Consider the following 22,033-nt stretch of genomic DNA (forward strand, 5'->3'; position numbering starts at 1 on the left):
TTTTATCATTAATTGAAAGTCATACTTCTTTCATAATATTATAACAATTCAACTATAAGATGTAAAAATGGAAGAACCAAAAAATTAAAAGCTACGAATAGGTCGCACTCGAAAAGCTCGATACTTATCCCAATAGTTTCCCATGAGAGCGTTGAAATTTAACAATAATGCGTTATTTGTAACAGAGGATTCGGAAGAAGACCAATAAATAGCACGTATGTCCGAAAAAGTTGAGAAACCTCCAACATGGAATTTATTTTCTTTAAGCAACTCTAATTCATTAGAGCTTGGAATATACCAATCTGAATAACCGTTTTGTGTGTAAACTCCGTTTTTAAAATGAAAGCCAGCGTACCCATCATTGGCTGAATTTGCCGCCATAAGAGCGGTATTGGCTTTTCCATTACCGAGAGTTGTTCCTAAGTATTTTGTCCCTCCCCATATAAAAGTACTTTCATTTTCATAAGTTAAGTCAGTTTTTGAACCGATAAGTCCATGTTCTCCAGAGGAGTCTAGATAAAAAATTCTACCACCTCCAAATTCATCACCTAGTCTTAAAGCTACGTCTATTTTCTTTTCAACTGTATGGTTTTCTTTGCCAATTCTTGCGATGCATGTTATAGTATGGATTTTAGGTTTTATATCTTTAGGAATAAATTTAATACTATAAGGTGACTTGATTGATGAGCCTATACTTTGGCCATCAAAGTAAAAAGCGACTTCATTGACCTGCTTATTTGTTGTAGCAGTAATAGTTGTCTCTACACCATTATAAAATGTTGACTCAGTAGAAATTGATACATCTATCGATTCATTCTCACTTTTCGAACAACTAGAAGAAGAGAGAATTGTAATACAGCAAAAAAATAGTAACGCTTTTTCCATATTCTTATTTTTACATTTATATAATTAAATTTCTCAAAGCAATCATGTTTATTGATGCTTTAAAAGAAGAGATTAAGTATCTACAAAAAAGCATATTTTTTATTTAACATTCGCGGACTTAAGTCCGTGAATAGACAAAAAATCCTTTATTTTATATTGTTAATATATTAGATAAAACTTGAATCGTTTCATAAGTATTTTATGTAATATTAGATTCAAACAATTCCGAATAAATCGCTTCTGAGGCATTAAAAAGTGATTTTAAAGGTTTTCCAAGTCGTATATACACTGAAAAATACATATTATCACTAAATATTAAAAAAAATAGCTACCATAGTTTTAACTTTTGAATTTTTTGTTGTCAACTCTTTGCTGAAGACTCATTTTATCTATCACTCCACCCACACCTTCACTTCATCAAGTGTCGGCATTTTTTCTTCTATTTTGAGTTTTTTCCTCAGTCCGCCCAAATCGTTGAAAATCTTATTGGCATTGGCACCTTTCAGTTGTTCAGTCATTACAAAGCCCATTTTCTGCAAAGCCGGGATCCAGACTTTTGGTACACCAACGGCTTCATAGTCTGCATCGGTTGATACTTCCTGTTTTTTCTCAGGACGCATTTGTGGGAAAAACAACACCTCCTGAATACTGGCATTATCTGTCAGCATCATGGTCAGGCGGTCTATACCGATACCAATCCCTGCGGTTGGAGGCATACCATATTCCAACGAACGGATAAAGTCTTCGTCCATAGCCATCGCCTCTTCGTCTCCTCTTTCAGCCAATTTCAATTGTTCTTCAAAACGCTCGCGCTGGTCAATCGGGTCGTTTAGCTCTGAATACGCATTGGCTACCTCTTTCCCGTTTACAAACAACTCGAAACGCTCTACCAGACCCGGTTTAGTGCGGTGCTTTTTGGTCAATGGCGACATTTCGACCGGATAATCAATAATAAAAGTCGGCTGGATCAGATTTGCTTCTACTTTTTCACCAAAAATCTCATCTATCAATTTTGCCTTACCCATGGTATCGTCTATCTCCATTCCCCATTGACGACAATACTGACGTGTTTCTTCTTCCGACAATGCACCAACATCAACGCCTGTATACTTTTCTATGGCTTCCAGAATACTTAAACGGGCAAACGGTCCTACAAAATCCAATTCATGCTCTCCTGATTTGAATTTCGTATTCCCATGAACAGCTAGGGCTACTTTTTCAAATATTTCTTCGGTAATGCTCATCATCCACTCGTAGTCTTTGTAGGCCACATAGAATTCAAGAGATGTAAACTCCGGGTTGTGGGTTCTGTCCATACCTTCATTGCGGAACATCTTGCCGAATTCATAGACACCATCAAAACCACCTACAATCAATCGTTTCAGATACAACTCGTTGGCGATACGCATATACAAAGGCATATCAAGCGTATTGTGGTGCGTTTTGAACGGCCGTGCCGCTGCTCCCCCATGAATAGGCTGCAATATCGGCGTTTCTACCTCTAACCAACCTCTTTCGTCGAACATCTGGCGCATGGTGCTGATTATCCTTGCCCTTTTGATAAAGATATCTTTGATCTGCGGATTTACTATTAAATCAACATAACGCTGGCGATAACGTTGTTCAGGGTCCGAGAAGGCATCAAATACCTTGCCGTCTACCTCTTTCACAACCGGAAGCGGGCGTAATGATTTATTCAGAATTTTAAATTCTGTTACATGTATTGATATCTCGTTGGTTTGGGTAGTAAATACATATCCCTTCACGCCGATAATATCGCCTATATCGAGTAGTTTCTTAAAAACGGTGTTGTATAAAGTCTTGTCTTCATCCGGGCACAAATCATCACGACGGAAATACAACTGGATTCTACCGGTAGAATCCTGCAGTTCGGCAAATGAGGCACTTCCCATGATACGGAAGTTCATCAGGCGGCCGGCAATTGAAACATTCTTATAGTCCAGCTTATTATTCTCGTAGTTTTTATGAATATCGGCAGTATTTACATTTACCTCAAATAATTCGGCAGGGTACGGATCAATGCCCATAGCCATTAAATCTTGTCTTTTCTGACGGCGTAAAATTTCTTGTTCACTAAGAACCATCGCTTTATCTTTTTATTTTCAATTCGTTATGAGCCGCAAAGTTAAAAAAAAATGTCGATTATTTAATTATTGCCATTCATCTGTAAAAAGCATCTTCCATCATTTTTTTCTTTTTGCATTCTCATAAATTATAATATCTTTGTGATATCAATTTAATATCAAATCAAACTTCCTATGAAAGAAAAAGAATTATACTCTCAGTCGGGTTATTTACTATTAATAGCCGGATTGCTTTTAATGATAGTACCATTTGTCACCTTTGTTACTTATGCGCCCGCTCTGGCTATTATTACTGCTGTGGCAGGTTTGATTCTCATTATCGGGTTGACGGTCATTAATCCGAACGAAGCAGCCGTTACTACTTTCTTTGGTAATTACGAAGGTACTATGAAACAAAACGGATTACGCTGGGTGAATCCGCTGTTTCGCCGTAAGAAAATCAGTTTGCGTGCCCGTAACCTGAATGGACAAAAACTGAAAGTAAACGACAAAATGGGAAATCCAATAGAGATTGCCGCTGTGGTAGTATGGCGGGTGAGTGACACTGCCAAGGCGCTTTTTGAGGTAGATGATTATCAAAAATTTGTGGATATCCAGTCAGAAGCTGCAGTACGCCACCTGGCGAGTTCGTATGCCTATGATAATATTGAAGACGAACATGCCAACATTACCTTGCGTGACGGCTCAGGCAAAATTAATGAAATGCTGGAAAAAGAACTGAACGAGCGCATTACACAGGCGGGTGTAGAGGTAATGGAAGCGCGTATCAGCCACTTATCTTATGCGCCGGAAATTGCACACGCTATGCTTCAACGTCAGCAAGCCACAGCTGTAGTAGCTGCCCGTAAACAAATTGTGGAAGGAGCCGTAGGTATGGTAGAAATGGCTTTGGCCAGATTATCTGAAAAAGAAATTGTGTACCTGGATGAAGAACGCAAAGCGGCTATGGTAAGTAATTTATTAGTAGTTTTATGTGGCGATAAATCTGTAAGCCCTGTAGTAAATACCGGAACCTTGTATAACTAATGGCCAACGAAAAAAAAGCATTTGTATTACGAATCAGTCCCGAAGTGCTTAAAGAACTGGAGAAGTGGTCAGCAGAGGAATTCAGGAGCCTGAACGGACAGATAGAATTCATCTTGAACGATGCTCTGAAAAAACGAAAAAAGAGCAAGAAGAATGAAGAATAAATCCGCAGGAGGTACTACTTTGGTATCTCCTGTTAGGATACTTTTATGCCTTCATCATCCAGATACTTCCCGATGTTAATGGTAATACCATCAAATAACTCTACATCTTTAGTCCAGTCCTTAATTAACCAGTCTTCATCGGGAGAAGTCACAATTACCTGTTGAGTTGCTGTAATAACCCAAAAAACTTTTTCTACTCCAAACTCAAACAGCTTTCCGGTTTTACGAGTCAGGTATTCCATAAAGCTACTTTCACTCAAATCGGCATTTGTGTCAATCTCAATAATATACTTGGGTGGTACATCTGAGTATTTGGTGGTAATCTTATCGGGTGTCAGCACCTGTTTATCATAAACCAGAATATCTCCTGCCAAAGTATCTTTGTATCCTAACTTTAATCCAGATTCATTAGTATGTATTCTATACTTTGTACGATTATAAGACCTAAGAATTATCTCTAAAATAAAAACTACTAATTCAGATTGTAGTGAACTGCTACCCATTATTTCTTCAGCATTAAGTTGTTTTTTCATGGCCTCTTTATAGCCATTATAGTAAATCGGCTCTCCATCCATTATTTCATAGATGAACTCCTCAGGAATTTTCTTCTTAGTCGTCTTTTTCGTTGTCTCAATCACCATCACTCTTTTTATTTTATGAAACTAAGTTACAACAATCTCCTAACTTTATTATTAAGCCTTTGTTTTTATTTCCAAAAAAGCCACTTATAACTAGCTATTTTTCTCTATTTTTGCGGTTCATACAAGATTTTATTTTTATGCAGATTAAAGAAATACTTACACAAACACCTGTACAACAAGAAGTAACGGTAAAAGGCTGGGTGCGTACAAAGAGGGGGCAGGCAGCCGTAACATTCATTGCAATTAACGATGGTTCAACCATCCATAATATTCAGGCTGTAGTAGAGGGAAATATAGTTAATGAGGAAACCCTTAAACTGGTTACTACCGGAGCCTGTGTGGCTATAACCGGAAAACTCATTGCATCGGTAGGTTCAGGACAGGCGGTTGAGGTAAAAGCAGAAAAAGTAGAAGTGTATGGCACAGCCGATGAGACTTTCCCGATGCAACCGAAACGCCACTCAATGGAGTTTCTGCGCGAAAAAGCTCACCTTCGCTTCCGTACCAACACTTTCGGTGCGGTATTTCGCATTCGTCATGCGCTGGCTTTTGCTATCCACAAGTATTTTAACGATAAAGGATTCTTCTACCTGCATACGCCTATCATTACGGCTTCTGATGCCGAGGGTGCAGGCGAAATGTTTCATGTAACGACATTGGACATCAAAAATCCTCCTAAAACAGAGTCAGGCGATATTGACTATAAAGAAGATTTCTTTGGCCGTGAAACCAGCCTGACAGTATCTGGCCAGTTGGAAGGAGAATTAGGTGCGATGGCCTTATCGAAAATTTATACTTTCGGGCCTACTTTCCGCGCTGAAAACTCAAATACCACCCGCCACCTGGCTGAGTTCTGGATGATAGAGCCGGAAGTAGCTTTCTATGAGTTGGAAGACAACATGAACCTGGCCGAAGATTTTGTGCAGTATGTGATTCAATATGCACTCGAAAACTGCGCTGATGATCTGGCTTTCTTAGAAAAACGCCTGTTGGAAGAAGAGAAAAACAAACCACAGAATGAGCGTAGCCCGATGTCGTTGATTGAAAAATTACGTCTGGTGGTTGACAATCAGTTTGAGCGTCTGACTTATACTGAGGCCATTGATATTCTGTTGAAATCAAAAGCGCATAAAGAGAAGAAATTCCAGTATCCGGTTGAATGGGGTATAGATTTGCAATCAGAGCACGAACGTTATCTGGTAGAAAAACACTTCAAAAAGCCTGTTATTCTGACCAACTATCCACGCGAAATCAAGGCATTCTACATGAAACAGGATGCCGACGGTAAGACCGTCAGAGCGATGGACGTGTTGTTCCCGGGTATTGGTGAAATCATTGGCGGCTCACAGCGTGAAGACGATTACGAAAAACTGGTGGCTCGTGTGAAAGAAGTAGGCATAGACCCTGAAAACATCTGGTGGTATCTGGAAACCCGTAAATTCGGTTCTGCGCCACATGCTGGTTTTGGCTTAGGTTTTGAACGCCTGGTATTGTTTGTAACCGGCATGACCAACATCCGCGACGTAATCGCGTTCCCAAGAACACCTAAGAGTGCCGAATTTTAATCATAGCTACTAATGCTCCTTACGCTCGCTATATTTCTTGCTATTGCTTTTACCAATGTAGTGGTCGGGGTTTATCTCGAGCGTAAGGTTTCTGCTTTTATACAAGACCGCCTCGGCCCTATGGAAGTAGGCAAATGGGGGTTGCTGCAATTAATTGCCGACTTACTGAAGCTCATTCAGAAAGAAGACATCACTCCTGCCAATGCCGACCGCAATTTATTCAAGTTTGCTCCTATCATGTTGTTTATGGTGGTATTTGCAGGCTTTGCGGTTTTCCCACTTTCTGCAGGCTTGCCCGGTTCGGGTACTAAAACCGGGGTTTTTCTTCTGCTGGCGGTTGTTTCTCTGGATATTCTGGCGATTCTGATGGCCGGTTGGGCATCAAACAACAAGTACTCTTTGCTGGGCGCCATGCGCTCGGTGGCACAGATTATTTCGTATGAAATTCCACTTGGCTTATCGGTGCTTTGCGTGATATTGATTACCCAAACCCTTGATCTGCAGGAAATCAGTTTTCAGCAAGGGATATTCTGGGACGAGAAAAACTATCTGTTTGGCATTAAAGCATTAGGCATAGAAACCAGTGCCGTTGGCGGGTTTCTGACCTGGAATATATTCCGGAATCCGTTTTTGATTATTGTTTTTGTTATATACTTCATAGCGGCGCTGGCTGAAAGTAACAGGGCACCGTTTGACCTGCCCGAAGCAGAATCAGAACTAATATCAGGTTTCCATACCGAATACTCCGGTTTCAGATGGGCAGTAATGATGCTTTCGGAGTACGCCATGATGCTTCTGGTGTGTATTCTGGGAGTTATCCTTTTCTTAGGCGGTTGGAATACCCCTTTCCCTAATATCGGCCCTATAGAACTGGCGAATTGGACAAGCGGAGAACCGGGCCATTGGTCAGGTAACTTATGGGGAGCTTTCTGGTTGCTTTCAAAGGCCTATATACTGATTTTTGTTCAGATGTGGCTGCGCTGGACGCTCCCTCGTTTACGGGTAGACCAATTGATGCACTTGTCATGGAAAGTTCTTACGCCATTCTGTCTGGTGTTTCTGCTCATTTCGGGCATCTGGCGCCTGCTCATGGTTTAACCCTGCTCAAACCATCCACGAAAATGATGGGCTTTTTCTTTGCTGATAATAATCTCTTCTTTGGCCGGCACCTGTAGTTTTAATTCGATTTTCCCGGTGAAATGTGTCCGGTAGCTTTCAATAGCTGTTTTATTGACGATAAACTGCCGGTTAGCCCGGAAGAAATTATCCGGGTTCAGTAATTCTTCTACTTCATCTAGCGAATTGTAGTCGGTTATCAAGCGTTGTGTATCTTTATCATCAAATGTCTGCATCCATATTACCTCATCCCTGTAAAAACACGCCACTTTGTTTTCCGGCACCGCCACTATACTTCGTTGGTGATGCGCCGTAAAACGGGTCTTGTATTTCTGAATAATCACCTTTGACTTCAAATCTGTCAGCAGGCTTTCGAGTTGCTCCTGATAAAGATCAGATTTAATAACAGCACTAGTCTTCTTGAATTTTTCAAACGCTGCTTTCAGTTCTGTTTTGTCGATGGGTTTCAGCAGATAATCTATGCTGTTTAGCTTAAATGCCCGTATGGCGTATTCGTCATAAGCCGTTGTAAAAATAATCGGACAGTTTAATCCTGCTTCATGAAATATATCAAAACTTACGCCATCTGAAAGCTGAATATCAGACAATATCAAATCCGGCACCGGCTTCGTTTTAAGCCAGTGCAGAGATTCCTTTACACTGCCTATGGTTGCCATAAGTGTGGCTGCGGGTTCCAGTTCGCTCACCAGTTTCTCCAGGTTTTTAGCTACCAGCGGCTCGTCTTCTATAATCAATATATTCATGTCAGATCAATGGTATTTTTACAAGAAAGACATCTCCGCTTTCACTTATTTCTATTTCCCGGTCGCTCAAAAAATTGTAAAGTGCCTGTAAATTTACCAGCCCCTGCCCATTCGAAGATTCCACCTGTTTTTTCCTTTGTATATTGTTTTCAATCCACAGTATACTTCCCTCACTTTTGATGTTAATCGTCAGAGGGTTATTTTCATTAACAATATTGTGCTTAATTGCATTTTCAATCAGTATCTGCAAGGTAACAGGTGTAATCTGTAAATCCAATGTGTTGTCGGCCATATCAAAATTTACCTGTAAGGCATCCCCAAAACGGGTGTTCAGCAGACTTACATAGTTTTTAATAAACCCGAGTTCCGTTTCCAGACTTACCAGCCCTTTTTCTTTGCTTTTCAGTACATATCTGAACACCTTCGACAATTGTTGGAGGAATTCTCTTGCCAGTGGAGGGTTCTCCTGAATCAGCGAATCCAATGAAGTAAGGCTATTGAACAAAAAATGGGGGTTCAGCTGATTCTTTAGATTATCGAACTGCACCTGCGACTTCTCTTTTTCCAGATTACTTGCCCGCAATGAGTTCTCCCGCCATTTCTGCAAAGAATAATAAGTAAAATGAGCTACATTTAACAATACCACTGCCAGTATCTGGGTTACGTATCCGGTCACCTTGGCTAAATGAGTAAACTCATTCCGAACCAGATAATCGAATTTTTCAATTCTGAAAACATGGATAGCCATGTATAAAACCAGTTGTGTAAGCAAACTGAGGAAAATAAAAGTAATAAAAATCTGTAAAACAAGACGCCTCGCAATACCACTATCGTAGGGAAGCACTCTGTCGAAATATCCATATAGCTTCCGAAAAAAAACAACAGTACTCCCCAGCACAAAAATAGAAATGATAGCCAGTATGATATTGGTTCTCGTATCTACCTCAAAAACATACCACCTGATAAAGGTTGATATGCACACCATCATCATTACACAAACAGCCGCTATTTTATTCTTTCTCTTCATTCAGTCTTATGGCTTCTGATGATTTGTCCGTCTGACATCTCAATGATTCTGTCGCTGCCTTTGGCAAAATCGGGGTCATGTGTTACAGTAATGATTGTCTGATGATTCTCATGCGCAATTTGCTTGAAAATATTAAATACCACTTCCGAATTCTTCTTATCCAGATTTCCGGTGGGCTCGTCCCCCATCACAATGGTGGGGTCGTTAATCAAGGCACGCGCTATAGCCACCCGCTGCTGTTGTCCACCTGAAAGTTTCGATGATTGTTTCAAAGCATGGTCTTGCATATCTACCAGCTTCAGTTTCTGATATGCCCGCTCTTCTACTTCTTTCGATGAATACCGCCCAAGTTTCAATGCGGGTAGCATTACATTCTGTAACACGGTGAATTCTGGCAGCAGAAAGTGAAATTGAAAAACAAAACCCAGATGCTCGTTCCGGAAGGCGGCCAGCTGATCCTGGGTTTTGCCGGTAAGGCGTTCCCCATTCATTTCCAGATTCCCTTCATAGTCGGTGTCCATAGTAGAGAGTATATACAGAAGGGTTGATTTGCCGCATCCCGATTTACCTACCAATGACAGAAACTCGCCTTTCTGTGCGTCGAAGGATATGTTTTTAAGCACCTGAAATTTTTCAGGTTCATAAAAGTATTTGTTGATATGTTTTGCTGATAGGACGTTCATGCTTTCAAAAAATTATATAATTTATCCCCTCAAAATAGCCACAGGGTCTATTCTGGCGGCTTTTCTGGCAGGCATGTAACCGGCCAGAATGGTGGTGATAACTCCAAAACCCAACCCCATGATATAATATTTGATACTGAAAATAACCGGGAACGTTTTTACATCCAGAAAATCGCCGGCATCGAAAGGAGTAATAGATAAGAGATAACTCAAACCAAAACCTATCAGAAGCCCCAGACAAGCCCCAAGAACGCCTATAATAATAGACTGAATCAGGAAAACAGCTACGATATCATTTCCGCCAAAACCTGTGGCTTTCAGAATAGCGATGTCTTTCATTTTATTGATGACATTCATATTCATGATATTGTAAATACCAAAGCCAGCCACAACCAGCAAGGTGATAGACACGATAATTACCATGGCGTTCCGTATTTTATCACCGGTCATAAAGGCAGAGTTTGCCTCGGCCCAATCCTGTGTTTTGTAGCCATACTGGTTTTTCAGCACTTTAGCAAAATCAATAGCAACTTGCGAGTCTTTCATTTTTATGTGTATGTCGGTCACATAGCTTTTGTCTTTCTGCAGTATCTCCTGCACCATCGACATATTGGCGTAACATTTCACGCCATCAACCGTCTGTATACCAAAGCCATAAATACCTACTACTTTTACCAGTTTCAGATTCCCCGTCGGTGTGGTTATAGTCAGTTTATCTCCTACTTTCACGTTCAGATTCCGCGCCAGAATGGTTCCCATCAGAATACCGTTAGGAGTCGACAGCAATGCATCCATGCTACCGGCTTTGATTCTTTTTCTAATATTATAGATCTTATCTTCTTTCAGGATATCAACCCCGGACACCTGCCCTGCGACAGGAATCGGTCCTTTGTTAAAAAACACTTGTGAACCTATCTGCGGTGAAACCCCCAATACTGTAGGTTCTTTTTCGATATTAGATACAATCTGCAAACCGTTTTTAATGTTGGCCAATTCGTTTTTGGGTAATTGGTGATAGATCACATTAAAAGCCCCCGGATTTGCTTCTTCTATCAGACTGGGGTGACTACTCGTAATTTCCTTGTAGATTCTTACATGAGGTGTAGCATCAAGGGCGGAGTCTTCCAGAAATTTATTAACCCCCTTAATGAACGAAATCATAACAATAAACATGGCTATACCGAAAGTTACACCCAGCATGGCTATCAGGGTTTGCTTCTTTTTGGTAAGTAAATGCGTTTTTGCTATCTGAAAAGATATTTTGATATCCATTGTATTAAATTTAATCGCAATAGCTGCTAGTTACCTGTTACAATGACCGATTTCTCATTCAAGCCACCTTTTATTTCTATCAGGTCAAGGTTTTCAACACCTTTGGTAATTCTGATTTTCTTTTTGTCGCCATTTTCATCAATCCAGACCGAGTCTTTACCCACCAGATAACTTTTCGGAATGGTCAGTACCCGTGCGTTCTGAGAAATAATAATATTGGCCTCTACTGTCATGCCATAAAAAGCATTGGGTTTCTCACCAATAAATTCAGCATCTACCCTGAACGTCTGGTCGGCTTTATTGAGCTTAGGATACAATTTCGTTACGCTGGCTTTGAATACTTTGTCTTTATACACATCTATCTTAACCAGCACTTCCTGTCCTATTTTCACTTTCGAAAAATCGCTTTCATCAATAGCCAGTTGCGCATAAATCTCATTAGCATTGCCAATCAGGGCTATCTGCTCTCCTCTGCGTACCAATTCTCCCTGCTTTTTGTAAATCTCATATATCTTACCCGCTTCAAAGGTCTTAATCCGGTAATTGTCTCCTTCACGGGCATTGACCCGAAAACTTGACTGTGAATTCTGCAAGTCTACATACAATTGGCTTCTGGTTCTTTGCAGGGCTTTTTGCCGGGTAATCACTTCATTTTTTGAGGTCTGATAAGCCAGTTCGGCACGTTCATATTCTACTTTGGTAGTGGCATTACGGTCATACAATTCTCTTTGTCTGTTAAAGTTCACTGAGTCGTTGGCTAATTTTGTTCGTGCATTTTGCAATTGAGAAGTGAGCTCGGCCAATACCGGAGAATTCGCTCCATAATTAGCCTCAGCCTGACGTAATATATTACTCGCTGCTTCCAGACGGGCATCCTGCGAGACACTTTCCAATTGAAAAATCAGTTGGTCTTTGGCTACAATATCTCCTTCAAATGCCGTCTGTCTTACCAAAAAACCATCAGCATTGGCCGTAAGCCTGTATTCATTTTCAGGATAAATATTACCCGAGGCATAGACGGCTTCGGTTAAAGATTTATATTGCGGTGAAGTAGCCTGTTCTTTCCCTTTACTACAGGAAATCAGCAACGCTGTGATACCAGCCAGAAAGATGGAAGTTTTTTTCATGTGATGATGTCAATGAGACTATTAATGCCTCGTATTTAAACTGAAACCGGGTTTTGGTTCCACACTACAAATAGAGAAGTAATTTAGAAAAGCATCAAGAAATTATGAACGAAACGGAAGAAAATAATAGTGAGACCTACCGGCCACCAGACGATACCCAAGTGACAATTAAATTAATTCATAAACAAGTTTCTCGCTAAACGTTCGTTAGTTAATATATTTCAATCGTTTTTTTTCCATTAAAGACCGTTTCAATGACTATTTCTATGATCCGCAAATTTACTGTATTACTTACTTTATCTGTATTGCCGTTACTAGTGATTAATTGTTCAAAAAAAGATAAAGATGAACCATCGGGACCTACCACATCAATAGAGGGTAGCTGGAAAATCACAGCCGTTTATACAAAATCAGGAAATTCGGCAGAAGTTGATCAATATCCGTTAATTGTGCAGTCCTTATCATGCTTTTCGAATATTGTTATGACATTCAATGCCAACGGACTTATTTCGGCCTCTGTACCGGAAGCTTGCCAGGCTGCTATGAATGGCTTTGTAGGTGATCTTAACGGAAGCACTTATGAAGTTAAGAGCGATCAGCTCATTATTAAAGATAGTAAAGGCACTACACAAACAATGATTATCAGTTTCAGCAATAACCAGATGTCGTGGAGCGATGCTTCGGGCTCAGGTGGGTCTTCTTCATCGTTCAGACTTGTTTTTACTAAACAATAAGAAAGAGATAATCAGTATAAACAGAAGAGCCAGCCCTGATTAAAGACCGGCTCTTCTGTTTAAAAGACTATTATTAAGAATCTTATTGACTATTTCCCAAACCAAATCACTTTCAAAACCTTTGCCCACGGCATAGCGTACCAGTTTTTGTTTCAGAATCAGGGGATTCTTTTCGGTTCGCAGCTCGTGACGCTTCTTATCAATCAGTTCTTTGAGCGTTTCCAGATAATCTTCGTCCTCAATTTCTGCCATCGCCTCTCTGATGACGTGTTCTGACAATTTACGGGCTTTCAGTTCATGCAGAATCTTTTTTCTACCCCAGTGTTTTACCCGAAACTTGCTTCCGGCAAATACCTTGGCGAAGCGTCCCTCGTTCAGGTAGTTATCTTCTATCAGATATACTATTATTTCTTCAGCTTCGTCTCCGTATACTCCCCATTTCTGCAACCGCTCGCGCACTTCTGCTTGTGTGCGTTCCTGATAAGCGCAGTAATTGGCCGCTTTTACAAGATTATCCTTCCCAATCATGACTTTATAGCGTCTGTAAAAGGCTCAGTTTTTTATAAAATCCGTTCTCAATTTTCAATAAATCTTCATGCGAGCCCCTTTCAATGATTTCCCCTTTATGCACCACCAGAATCTCGTCGGCACTTTGTATGGTGCTTAAGCGGTGGGCTATTACCAGTGTAGTGCGGTTTTGCATCAGTTTGGTCAGGGCGTCCTGCACCAGTTTTTCAGACTCGGTATCCAGTGCCGAGGTGGCTTCATCCAGTATCAGAATCGGTGGATTCTGCAGAATAGCTCGGGCAATTGATAAGCGTTGGCGTTGGCCGCCAGAAAGCTTCGTTCCTCTGTCACCAATTACTGTTTGATACCCCTCAGGCTGCTGCATGATAAAATCGTGCGCATTGGCAATTCTGGCTGCCTGCATTACTTCTGCTTCAGTAACTTGTTTTCCGAACGCAATGTTATTAAAAATGGTATCATTGAATAACACGGCCTCCTGTGTTACAATACCCATTAAATTTCGGAGCGACTGTTGAGAGACATTTTTAAGATCCTGTCCGTCAATCAGAATTTCACCGGCGGTAGGATCGTAGAATCGAGGTACCAGATCGGCAATGGTAGACTTTCCACCACCGGATGAGCCCACTAAAGCTATGGTTTTACCTTTCGGCAATGTGAAATTAATGTTGTTCAATATCCGAACAGAGGCATCGTACGAGAAGTCTACTTGTTTGAATTCTACACGCTCACTGAATTCCTTTATTTCAATGGCATCCTTGGCGTTCAAAACTTCTGAATGGCTGTCTATCAGATTCAGTACTCTTTCCCCTGATGCCAGCCCTCTCTGTGCCGAACTAAAGGCATTGGATATATCCTTAGCCGGGCGCATAACCTGTGAAAAGATGCCGATATAAGTAATAAACTCTGCTGCTTCCAGCGTTGACTCATTTGATAGAATCAGCGAGCCCCCGTACAACAAAATACCTATTACCACAAAAACTCCCATGATTTCAGAAAATGGTGATGCCATTTCTCTTCTGGCTGCCAGACTGAAAACTGATTTGCGGTAGGCCTGATTCTCTTCTCTGAATTTCCGGGTTACGAAATTCTCTGCCACAAAGCCTTTTACTACGCGCATACCGCCAAATACCTCGTCCATCAAGCTGATTAAGTTGCTCAATCTTCTTTGGGCTTCACCGGCATTATGTCGCATTTTCTTTACTAAAGACGAAATAAATATTCCTGAAATCGGAATTACCACCAAGGCAAAAAGCGTGAGGTTCCAGGAAATTGCAAAGAGTGTAACGATATAAGACACAAACAGAAAGAATTCTTTTGTAGCTGCCGAGAAAGTGTTGGCAACCGAGTTTTCAACCTCCTGCACGTCAGTTACGATACGGGAAATCAGATTGCCCTTGCGCTCGTTACTGAAAAAGCCCAGATGCAGATGAATAGCCTTGCCGAACACTGCCTGACGCAGGTTGGAAACCATGTTCGACTTGAATTTTTCTAAGAGCCGGATGCTTATGTATTTGAAAATATTAGACAAAACAATGGTAACTGCCAATACCACACACACAAACTGCAATGCCCCTTGTGTGCCATGTTGGCTCAGATAACCGGCAAAATGGTAATTAAATTCGCGTACAGGGTTGAAGCCCGATGGAGCCACCAGCATCGAGTTGAGGTCTGCGGCATCTACCTGCTTAAAAAGCACTTTTAAAAGCGGTATCAACAAGGTAAAATTCAATACGCCGAAAATACTCGCCAGTAGAGAAGTAATAATAAAAGGAACGATGAAGTTTCCTAAAGGACGGGCGTATGAAAGTAATCTGAGGTAATTCTTCATTGGTGTGCATATCAACTCTATACTGAGAGTCTCTGAATACTACAATTTTAAACGATGCAAAGTTCGGAAAGATATCAGGATAATACTAAGAATAAGCTCAAAAAGCCGTTTGTTGTGGTCGGTAGTTACAGAATCTTCTTTTCTTCCTCTGTTAATTTCGTTCCGGAAGATATATTAGATTTAGAGGTAGCGTAAATCTATGAAAATGAAGTACAAGAGGATACGGAGGAAAAAATGCTTTTGTGGACTATATCATCGGATGTTTTATTGTACACAAATCAAAGCAAGTGCTAATATCGGAAATACAAATCCGGGTTTTATCAGATATAGTGATTCAGGATTTTTCGGGCGACTGATTAATTTAATATCATATAAGTGCTAAAACTCTATTGCCCAAAGCCCATTTCAGAAAGGGCGGCCCTTGCTTTGCTGTCAATCGTATTTTTATATTCGTGATTCTTATAAGAAATTGCTTTCTCGAAGTAGACCTTCGCCTGGTTTTTCTGAGCCTTTTCCTGAAATATATAGCCCAATTGCAAAGCAGAACCTGCGCCAAAATACCATGACTGTTTCTCGTTCAGGGCAATAGCTCTTTCAAAATGAGTGATAGCCTTATCGGTATTCCCGTTTTGTTGATAGGCTTTACCGGCTAAAAAACAATACTCCGTTCTCTCCTTCTGAGTCGTTGGGTCCTGCAACGTAATCGTTTGTATGATCTCAAGCGCCTGCTGGAAATAGCCACCATCTAAGGCAAGTTTTGTTTGCAGCAAAGTTTTATGAGGTAGCAAGCGGCTTCTGGAATAGGTCTCATAAAACTTACCTGCTGCTTTGTCGGCCTCGCTTATGGTATGGCCAACCGATGGGATTTTTTCCAGATAAGCAATGGCCTGTTTATCATTATGCAATAGATAATTACTCAAAAAAAGTTTGTAGTAAGTGTCTTTCAGAAAAGTTTTTACTTTTGTATTTCTCAGATAATCGGTATAAAATCCATTGGCTTGCTGGTACTGTCCTTTCATTAACGCTACGTCGGCTCTGTATAAATCAATAATAGGACAAGCCGTATATTCGCTTCCGACCGGTAATTTCTTCAATATTTTTTGCGCCTGCTCAGCGTTGTTTGATCTCATAGAGACGGCTAATCCTATAAAATGCACATTAAAATTGTCGGGTTGGGCATTGATAAATCTTAAGAGGCTTGCCTGCTCTTTTTCATCCAGTTTTGTTACAAATGCCTGAATATAATAAGTACAGTATAAAGCTTCATTGCCCCAGACAGGGTCTTTAGATGCTTTCTCTAATTCAAGCAAACCCTGATTAACATTACCTTTCAGACCTAAAATTCTAAGCGCCCATCTGAAATTATCCGGAACTGACCCAATGATAATGTGCAGACAACCCAGTGATTTGTTGTTGGGAAGAAAAGCAGGAAATAACCGTTGGTTCTCTTCCAGAAGTTTCGACGCCTCAATAATATTGTATGCCGCTTTAAACTCATGCCCGAACCTCAGCTTAATCAGAGCCCAATGCATTTTAATTTCGGCTCTGAGAAACCTGTTATAAGGAGACTTACTATCTAGTTCTTTTATCAAATCCAGCCGCTCATCCTCTCTGTGTTTTATTTTCTCATAGTATTCCTCATCGTCAGCATTCAGTAGTTCGATCAGATCAATGTAGTTTTCAAGGTAGACTCTGAACGGGCTGTCTTTCTTCTCATTGAGTAAAATGCTCCTGCCCGCCCGAATCTTAAACTTAAAAATTTCAGAATATGCCTTCTGGAATACAGGAGTAGGCTCGAAATCTCCCGCAGAAGCATGTAGGGAGAACAATAACAGAACAATAAAAAACCTGATGTTTAAACTCATATTTCTATAATAAAGCCCTAAGCACGATAATACCTTGTAATTATTCTTACTGAAAGAATCCAAAAAACAGCTGCCTGAGACAAGCAGCTGTTTCTACTCTAAAAAAATCTGCTTATTTAGACATTTCACTCTTTTCGTTTGTTGATTTGAATAACGGATATCCCAATTGAACGTACCATGGTTCTTCATGATAATCATCAAGACCGATTTTCTCAGGGAATTTCCTGGTGATTTTAGCAGTACCAAACAGCACATCCCAGAAAAAAAACATATTGCCATAATTACCGTTAATCACACCTATACCGTCATGGTCGTTGGCTGCGTGGTGCGCATGATGCGTAGCCGGAGTCGAAATAATCCGTTCTACCACCCACATAATCGGGTGCAACCATTTAATTTTATAAAGGGGTTTATCCCAGGGAATACTTGAATGTGACGAAATACCTATCAGAATTTTAAGAAAATACCCTACGATAAAAGCTTCACCAAAACCCAGGAAAACCAGCGTTGCCGATACTATTCTTGAAGGAAACAACAACAGATATACCCATGAATTACGGCCTGACAGAAACACGCTCATTTCCGGAGCACTGTGGTGCACTCTGTGTCCTTTCCAAAGCCAGGGGTAAGTGTGGGCTGCCCGGTGCCACCAGTATTGGGTGAAATCTTCAAGCACACAGGTAATTAGCAATCCGGCCCAGAAAGGCACACTCTCAAAATAATTGTAGTAGTCTGAGAAAAAATAACCCAGTACATACGTAGTAAACAAAAAACTCAGCGGGCGAGTAATGACACTCGATAACGCCAGCCCGGCTACGGTAATGTGCCATTCATTTTTTGTCCATTTTCCGCTTTTAAACGCTCCAGTGAAAAATTCTGCTAAGCTAAAAAGGATTAAGAGCGCCAGTATCTCGTAATAGATTGTGCTTTCTGTAAATTTCATTTTACAAAAATTTAAAGTGTAATCAATAATGAAAGAGTGGTTGCTGAATTAGTAGAATGCGAGCAGTTTTTATTAAAAACAACACCAGCAATGTGAATCTTTTTTGAATAAATCCTTCGTAAGATTTCTGATAACTACAACAGCAGTTTTCATACGAACCTTATTAATCTACTAATTCGATAGACAAAGTAAATTGATATAAAAATTCGAACCAAGACATTTTTCATTTTTTTTGAAAAAATTTCAGTTCTTTATTTCAAAGCAGAAAAATTATTATAAAAAATTGCAGATTTTTAAGTTGAGGCAAGCGTCAGAGGCAGACTTCTGAGCCTTTGTCCGGTTAAATCAAACACTGCCGCAGCAATAGCCGGAGCAACAGGAGCAATCGGCGGCTCGCCGACACCATATGGAATATCTTCTCCTTCTATAATTACGACATCTATTTCTGGTGTATCTCTAAGCATAGCCATCGGATAACTGTTAAAGTTGGTATTCACAATTTGTCCGTCTTTAATGTTAATCTGCTCGTATAAAGCAGCCGTGATACCCATCATGGTTGCGCCCTCTACCTGCATTCTGATACCATCCGGATTCACGGCCAATCCGGCATCTATTACCTGAGTTATCTTTGTTACACTTATTGCCTTGTCTTTAATGGCTACTTCTGCCACAACCGCCGAAATCGTTTTCCTGTCATTGCATATAGCCATTCCTCTGCCAATCCCTTCCTGTTTTGGTTGCTTCCAGCTGGTTTTTTCTGTCAATGTTTCCAGAACCTTTACTGCTCTTGTATTTATTTTCTCAGTTCCTTTAAGCAATTCTATCCGTAAGGCTATAGGGTCTTTTGCTGTCTGATGCGCCAGTTCATTGAAAAAGCTCTCAATAGCAAATGTATTGGCAAACATGCCTACCCCCCGCCAGATGCCCACTTCAACCGGCAGTTTTTTGTGCCACATAGTGGCTGCTCTGTTTTCTATGTTATACATGATGCTTGCGCCATGCCCGGCTGAAATGAAATCGGCACCAAGAATGGTTGGCCCCAGATTGGCAGGTATCTGGGCAAATATCTGATCCGGCGTTGCCTGGTCGTGCGTCACGGCCACAATGTTTCCGTCTTTGGCAATCCCTGCTTTTAATACATGGTGTGTTTGCGGACGATAAATACCGTTCTGAAATTCCTGCTCCCGGGTGTTAAAAAGATATACCGGCGCACCCATTATTTTTGAAAGACGCGCAGCATTAACCGCCAGTTTAGGATCCATCCGTCTACCAAATGCTCCACCTGAATAGGTGATTTGCACTTCGACCGCATCGCCGCTCAGATCTAAAGCAGAGGCTACTGCTTTTCTTAACAGATCAGGCGCCTGCGTACCAATAATGATTTTAACTTTATCTTTCTGAAAGTGTGCAATGGCTCCATTGGGCTCCATATGCGCATGTGCCGCCAGAGACGTATGGTATTGTTGCGTGTAAATCTCTACTTCTTTTTCTTCTAAAACCGATTTTGCCGAACCTTCTTTCTGAACACTAACCTCGGTTCCAAAGCCTACCTGTGTTAGTTTCTTAATTTCTTCCTGCTGCCATTTTTTGTTTACCTCCCACTCTGCAACTATCTTTTCCAGCCCTTTCTCTGCTGCGTATCTGTTCTTTGCCACTACGGCAAGCAGCCCCCATTCATTGATGATTTTCAATACCCCCGGCTGCTTATCAGCCTCTGATGTCTGTATACTTTTAATATTTGTCCCAATGTATGGCGATTGTATCAGAACCGCATATACCATACCCTCAATGGATTGGTCTATGGCATAAATCGGTTCACCGAGCACTTTTGGTTTCAGGTCGATTCGCTTGACTTCTTTTCCTACAAATTTAAATGTATCCGGCGACCTCAACTCAGGTTGCTTCGGCATCTCCCATTGGGTGGTCGATTTCGCCAGTGCCGCATAAGTTGTCTGCTGTTTTCCTGAAATCAATACGCCATTATTGGTACTGATGGTTTCTACGGGCACATTCCAATTTTTAGCGGCAGTCTCTTTAAGCATTTCACGCACAAAAGCCGCCATTTCTCTGATAGAATGATACAATGAAGAGGTCGAGCTGCTCCCCCCGGTACTGACTCTGTCAACCGGTCCGGTTAAGGTATTGGCATGGGTAACTTTTATCTGGTCAAGGGCAACATCCAGTTCTTCGGCAGCCAGCATGGCAAAGCCTGTAAAGATGCCCTGTCCCATTTCCAATTTGGGCGACTTAATGAGCACCGTATTATCGGCCTGGATTTCAAACCAGATTAAAGGTTCGTTATTGGCAATCAACGCAGGGGCATCCATATTTTCAGCCATTTGCGCCACGAAACGTCTGATAACACCCCGACCCAGATAAGTTGCCACTATAACCCCACCCAGCACAATAGCGCCTCTCTGAAAAAACTTGCGTCTCGAAAATTTTTTATCCTTGGCAGTGGTCATGATTTCTTTTCTGATAGGGTAGATTGTTTGATATCAGCCGCTCTTTTAATGGCTTTCAATATACGTGGATGTGTACCACAGCGACAAATGTTGGTAATGGCTGACTTAATATCATCTTCTGTCGGGCTTCCACCTTTTTCAATGAAACTGGCCGCTGCCATCATAAAGCCGGGTTGGCAATACCCGCATTGAGGTACGTTTTCATCCATCCAGGCTTGCTGAATAGGGTGAAGTGATTCCTCACTAACCGACAAACCTTCTAAAGTGGTTATTTTTTTATTGGCTGCATATTGCACCGGAAATGAACATGAACGCACGGCATCACCATCAATGTGTAATGTACAGGCACCACAGAGGGCTTTTCCGCATCCGTATTTGGTTGCTTTCAGTCCGAGTTCATCCCTTACTACCCATAGAAGAGGCATGTCAGGGTCGACATCAACAACAGTGGCTTTGCCATTAACTGTAAATTCAATTTTCATTTAACCGATTTTAAATACTGGTAGGTTCACCGACTTTATTTCGAAGATGGTACTGTTTGGTGTAAAACACAAAATTTTTTTGTAAGATTCCAGAATCTCTTCGCTTTTGTCTGAATATTCTGGCAGTAATGACGGGAAGATTGTCATAAAATAAAAAGCTCATGCCTCTTATCTGAAAGCATGAGCCGGTACTTCTCGGGGACATCTCACATTATATACAATATCTATCTTATGCCCTTTGCAGGGTTCTTTCTGATATAAAATAAGATTCTTTTTTGGGAATAAAATGCTCTTTCCAATCCCGTTTCAAAACATTGTCGACCAGTTTCAACAGGTTACCTGCAAGATTGGGTTTAAGCATATATAGATTAGCTCCGGCATAATAGGTCTCTTCAATTTCTGAAGGCGACGATGATGTACTAAGAATAATACAAGGAATGGTTCTGTATAATTTGTTCGTTCTGATCATTCTCAAACACTCCTTCCCATCCATTTTAGGCATATTCAAATCAAGAAAAATAATATGAGGCACGGCTTCCGTCCATTGAAGTTTCTCAACAACAGCCTCACCATTACTAACGATGGTCAGTTCTGTCGGAAACGGAAGTTCAGAGAGGGCATCAGAAAAAAAGAACTGGTCATCGGCATCGTCTTCTGCCAATAATACCTTTATAGGACTAAAATTATTCGTTAATACATATTCCATAATAGAGCAATTACAATCAGGATTCTCTCGGTTTTAATCAGATGCTACAATTCATCTATACATTAATATCATTCCTATTAGCATTTGTAACTCTGTTGTCGATGCCG

20 protein-coding genes are annotated in these 22,033 nt (G+C 40.9%); 5 read left to right on the forward strand and 15 right to left on the reverse strand.

Annotated features, from left to right (window positions below):
* Positions 1 to 84: 84 nt before the first annotated feature.
* The gene (locus tag AC1RRY_RS13080) at positions 85 to 885 is read right to left on the reverse strand and encodes an Ig-like domain-containing protein (protein WP_492820099.1); all 801 of its coding nucleotides are present in this window, start codon (positions 883 to 885) and stop codon (positions 85 to 87) included.
* A 392-nt stretch (positions 886 to 1,277) separates the two neighbouring features.
* Positions 1,278 to 2,990: a lysine--tRNA ligase gene (gene lysS / locus AC1RRY_RS13085; RefSeq protein WP_492820097.1), complete on the reverse strand. Its 1,713-nt coding sequence runs from the start codon at positions 2,988 to 2,990 to the stop codon at positions 1,278 to 1,280.
* A gap of 174 nt (positions 2,991 to 3,164) precedes the next feature.
* On the opposite strand from lysS, the gene AC1RRY_RS13090 reads away from it, so the two are divergent.
* Together AC1RRY_RS13090 and AC1RRY_RS13095 are read left to right on the forward strand one after the other, a co-directional pair.
* Complete coding sequence (locus AC1RRY_RS13090; protein WP_492820095.1) at positions 3,165 to 4,016, forward strand: SPFH domain-containing protein; 852 nt, start codon at positions 3,165 to 3,167, stop codon at positions 4,014 to 4,016.
* Complete coding sequence (locus AC1RRY_RS13095) at positions 4,016 to 4,180, forward strand: type II toxin-antitoxin system antitoxin (RefSeq protein WP_492820093.1); 165 nt, start codon at positions 4,016 to 4,018, stop codon at positions 4,178 to 4,180. The genes AC1RRY_RS13090 and AC1RRY_RS13095 overlap by 1 nt, the downstream gene beginning before the upstream one ends.
* Positions 4,181 to 4,212: 32 nt before the next feature.
* Here the strand turns inward: AC1RRY_RS13095 and AC1RRY_RS13100 are convergent, their stop codons facing one another.
* On the reverse strand, positions 4,213 to 4,821 hold the full coding sequence (locus AC1RRY_RS13100; protein ID WP_492820091.1) for a Uma2 family endonuclease: 609 nt from the start codon (positions 4,819 to 4,821) through the stop codon (positions 4,213 to 4,215).
* Positions 4,822 to 4,958: 137 nt separating this feature from the next.
* Between AC1RRY_RS13100 and asnS the strand changes: the two genes are divergently transcribed.
* Both asnS and AC1RRY_RS13110 read left to right on the forward strand, forming a co-directional pair.
* Complete coding sequence (gene asnS / locus AC1RRY_RS13105) at positions 4,959 to 6,386, forward strand: asparagine--tRNA ligase (protein ID WP_492820089.1); 1,428 nt, start codon at positions 4,959 to 4,961, stop codon at positions 6,384 to 6,386.
* Positions 6,387 to 6,398: 12 nt separating this feature from the next.
* Positions 6,399 to 7,484, forward strand: coding sequence for a complex I subunit 1/NuoH family protein (locus AC1RRY_RS13110; protein ID WP_492820087.1), 1,086 nt, complete (start codon positions 6,399 to 6,401; stop codon positions 7,482 to 7,484).
* On the opposite strand, the gene AC1RRY_RS13115 is transcribed toward AC1RRY_RS13110, so the two are convergent.
* The 5 genes from AC1RRY_RS13115 to AC1RRY_RS13135 are packed head-to-tail and all read right to left on the reverse strand — an operon-like array spanning position 7,481 to position 12,375.
* The gene (locus tag AC1RRY_RS13115) at positions 7,481 to 8,266 is read right to left on the reverse strand and encodes a LytR/AlgR family response regulator transcription factor (protein WP_492820085.1); all 786 of its coding nucleotides are present in this window, start codon (positions 8,264 to 8,266) and stop codon (positions 7,481 to 7,483) included. The two genes, AC1RRY_RS13110 and AC1RRY_RS13115, sit on opposite strands and share 4 nt — an antisense overlap.
* 1 nt (position 8,267) lies before the next feature.
* Positions 8,268 to 9,293: a sensor histidine kinase gene (locus AC1RRY_RS13120; protein ID WP_492820083.1), complete on the reverse strand. Its 1,026-nt coding sequence runs from the start codon at positions 9,291 to 9,293 to the stop codon at positions 8,268 to 8,270.
* The gene (locus tag AC1RRY_RS13125) at positions 9,290 to 9,976 is read right to left on the reverse strand and encodes an ABC transporter ATP-binding protein (RefSeq protein ID WP_492820081.1); all 687 of its coding nucleotides are present in this window, start codon (positions 9,974 to 9,976) and stop codon (positions 9,290 to 9,292) included. Before AC1RRY_RS13125 ends, AC1RRY_RS13120 begins: the two co-directional genes overlap by 4 nt.
* A gap of 21 nt (positions 9,977 to 9,997) precedes the next feature.
* Positions 9,998 to 11,248, reverse strand: a complete 1,251-nt coding sequence (locus tag AC1RRY_RS13130; protein ID WP_492820079.1) for an ABC transporter permease — start codon at positions 11,246 to 11,248, stop codon at positions 9,998 to 10,000.
* 26 nt (positions 11,249 to 11,274) lie between these two features.
* Positions 11,275 to 12,375, reverse strand: a complete 1,101-nt coding sequence (locus AC1RRY_RS13135; protein WP_492820077.1) for an efflux RND transporter periplasmic adaptor subunit — start codon at positions 12,373 to 12,375, stop codon at positions 11,275 to 11,277.
* A 266-nt stretch (positions 12,376 to 12,641) separates the two neighbouring features.
* On the opposite strand from AC1RRY_RS13135, the gene AC1RRY_RS13140 reads away from it, so the two are divergent.
* Positions 12,642 to 13,109, forward strand: a complete 468-nt coding sequence (locus AC1RRY_RS13140; protein WP_492892887.1) for a lipocalin-like domain-containing protein — start codon at positions 12,642 to 12,644, stop codon at positions 13,107 to 13,109.
* A 39-nt stretch (positions 13,110 to 13,148) separates the two neighbouring features.
* On the opposite strand, the gene AC1RRY_RS13145 is transcribed toward AC1RRY_RS13140, so the two are convergent.
* From AC1RRY_RS13145 to AC1RRY_RS13175, 7 genes are all read right to left on the reverse strand, one after another.
* Positions 13,149 to 13,637, reverse strand: coding sequence for a regulatory protein RecX (locus tag AC1RRY_RS13145; protein WP_492820073.1), 489 nt, complete (start codon positions 13,635 to 13,637; stop codon positions 13,149 to 13,151).
* A 4-nt stretch (positions 13,638 to 13,641) separates the two neighbouring features.
* The gene (locus AC1RRY_RS13150; protein ID WP_492820071.1) at positions 13,642 to 15,465 is read right to left on the reverse strand and encodes an ABC transporter ATP-binding protein; all 1,824 of its coding nucleotides are present in this window, start codon (positions 15,463 to 15,465) and stop codon (positions 13,642 to 13,644) included.
* A 386-nt stretch (positions 15,466 to 15,851) separates the two neighbouring features.
* On the reverse strand, positions 15,852 to 17,330 hold the full coding sequence (locus AC1RRY_RS13155) for a tetratricopeptide repeat protein (RefSeq protein ID WP_492820069.1): 1,479 nt from the start codon (positions 17,328 to 17,330) through the stop codon (positions 15,852 to 15,854).
* Positions 17,331 to 17,442: 112 nt separating this feature from the next.
* Positions 17,443 to 18,273, reverse strand: a complete 831-nt coding sequence (locus AC1RRY_RS13160; RefSeq protein WP_492820067.1) for a sterol desaturase family protein — start codon at positions 18,271 to 18,273, stop codon at positions 17,443 to 17,445.
* Between the two features lie 293 nt (positions 18,274 to 18,566).
* The gene (locus AC1RRY_RS13165) at positions 18,567 to 20,738 is read right to left on the reverse strand and encodes a xanthine dehydrogenase family protein molybdopterin-binding subunit (RefSeq protein ID WP_492820065.1); all 2,172 of its coding nucleotides are present in this window, start codon (positions 20,736 to 20,738) and stop codon (positions 18,567 to 18,569) included.
* On the reverse strand, positions 20,735 to 21,220 hold the full coding sequence (locus AC1RRY_RS13170; protein WP_492820063.1) for a (2Fe-2S)-binding protein: 486 nt from the start codon (positions 21,218 to 21,220) through the stop codon (positions 20,735 to 20,737). Before AC1RRY_RS13170 ends, AC1RRY_RS13165 begins: the two co-directional genes overlap by 4 nt.
* A gap of 229 nt (positions 21,221 to 21,449) precedes the next feature.
* A complete protein-coding gene (locus AC1RRY_RS13175) occupies positions 21,450 to 21,926 on the reverse strand; it encodes a response regulator (protein ID WP_492820061.1) in 477 nt (158 codons plus the stop codon).
* Between the last annotated feature and the right edge of the window lie 107 nt (positions 21,927 to 22,033).

It is taken from the genome of Emticicia sp. GW821-FHT11C11, from assembly GCF_058808615.1.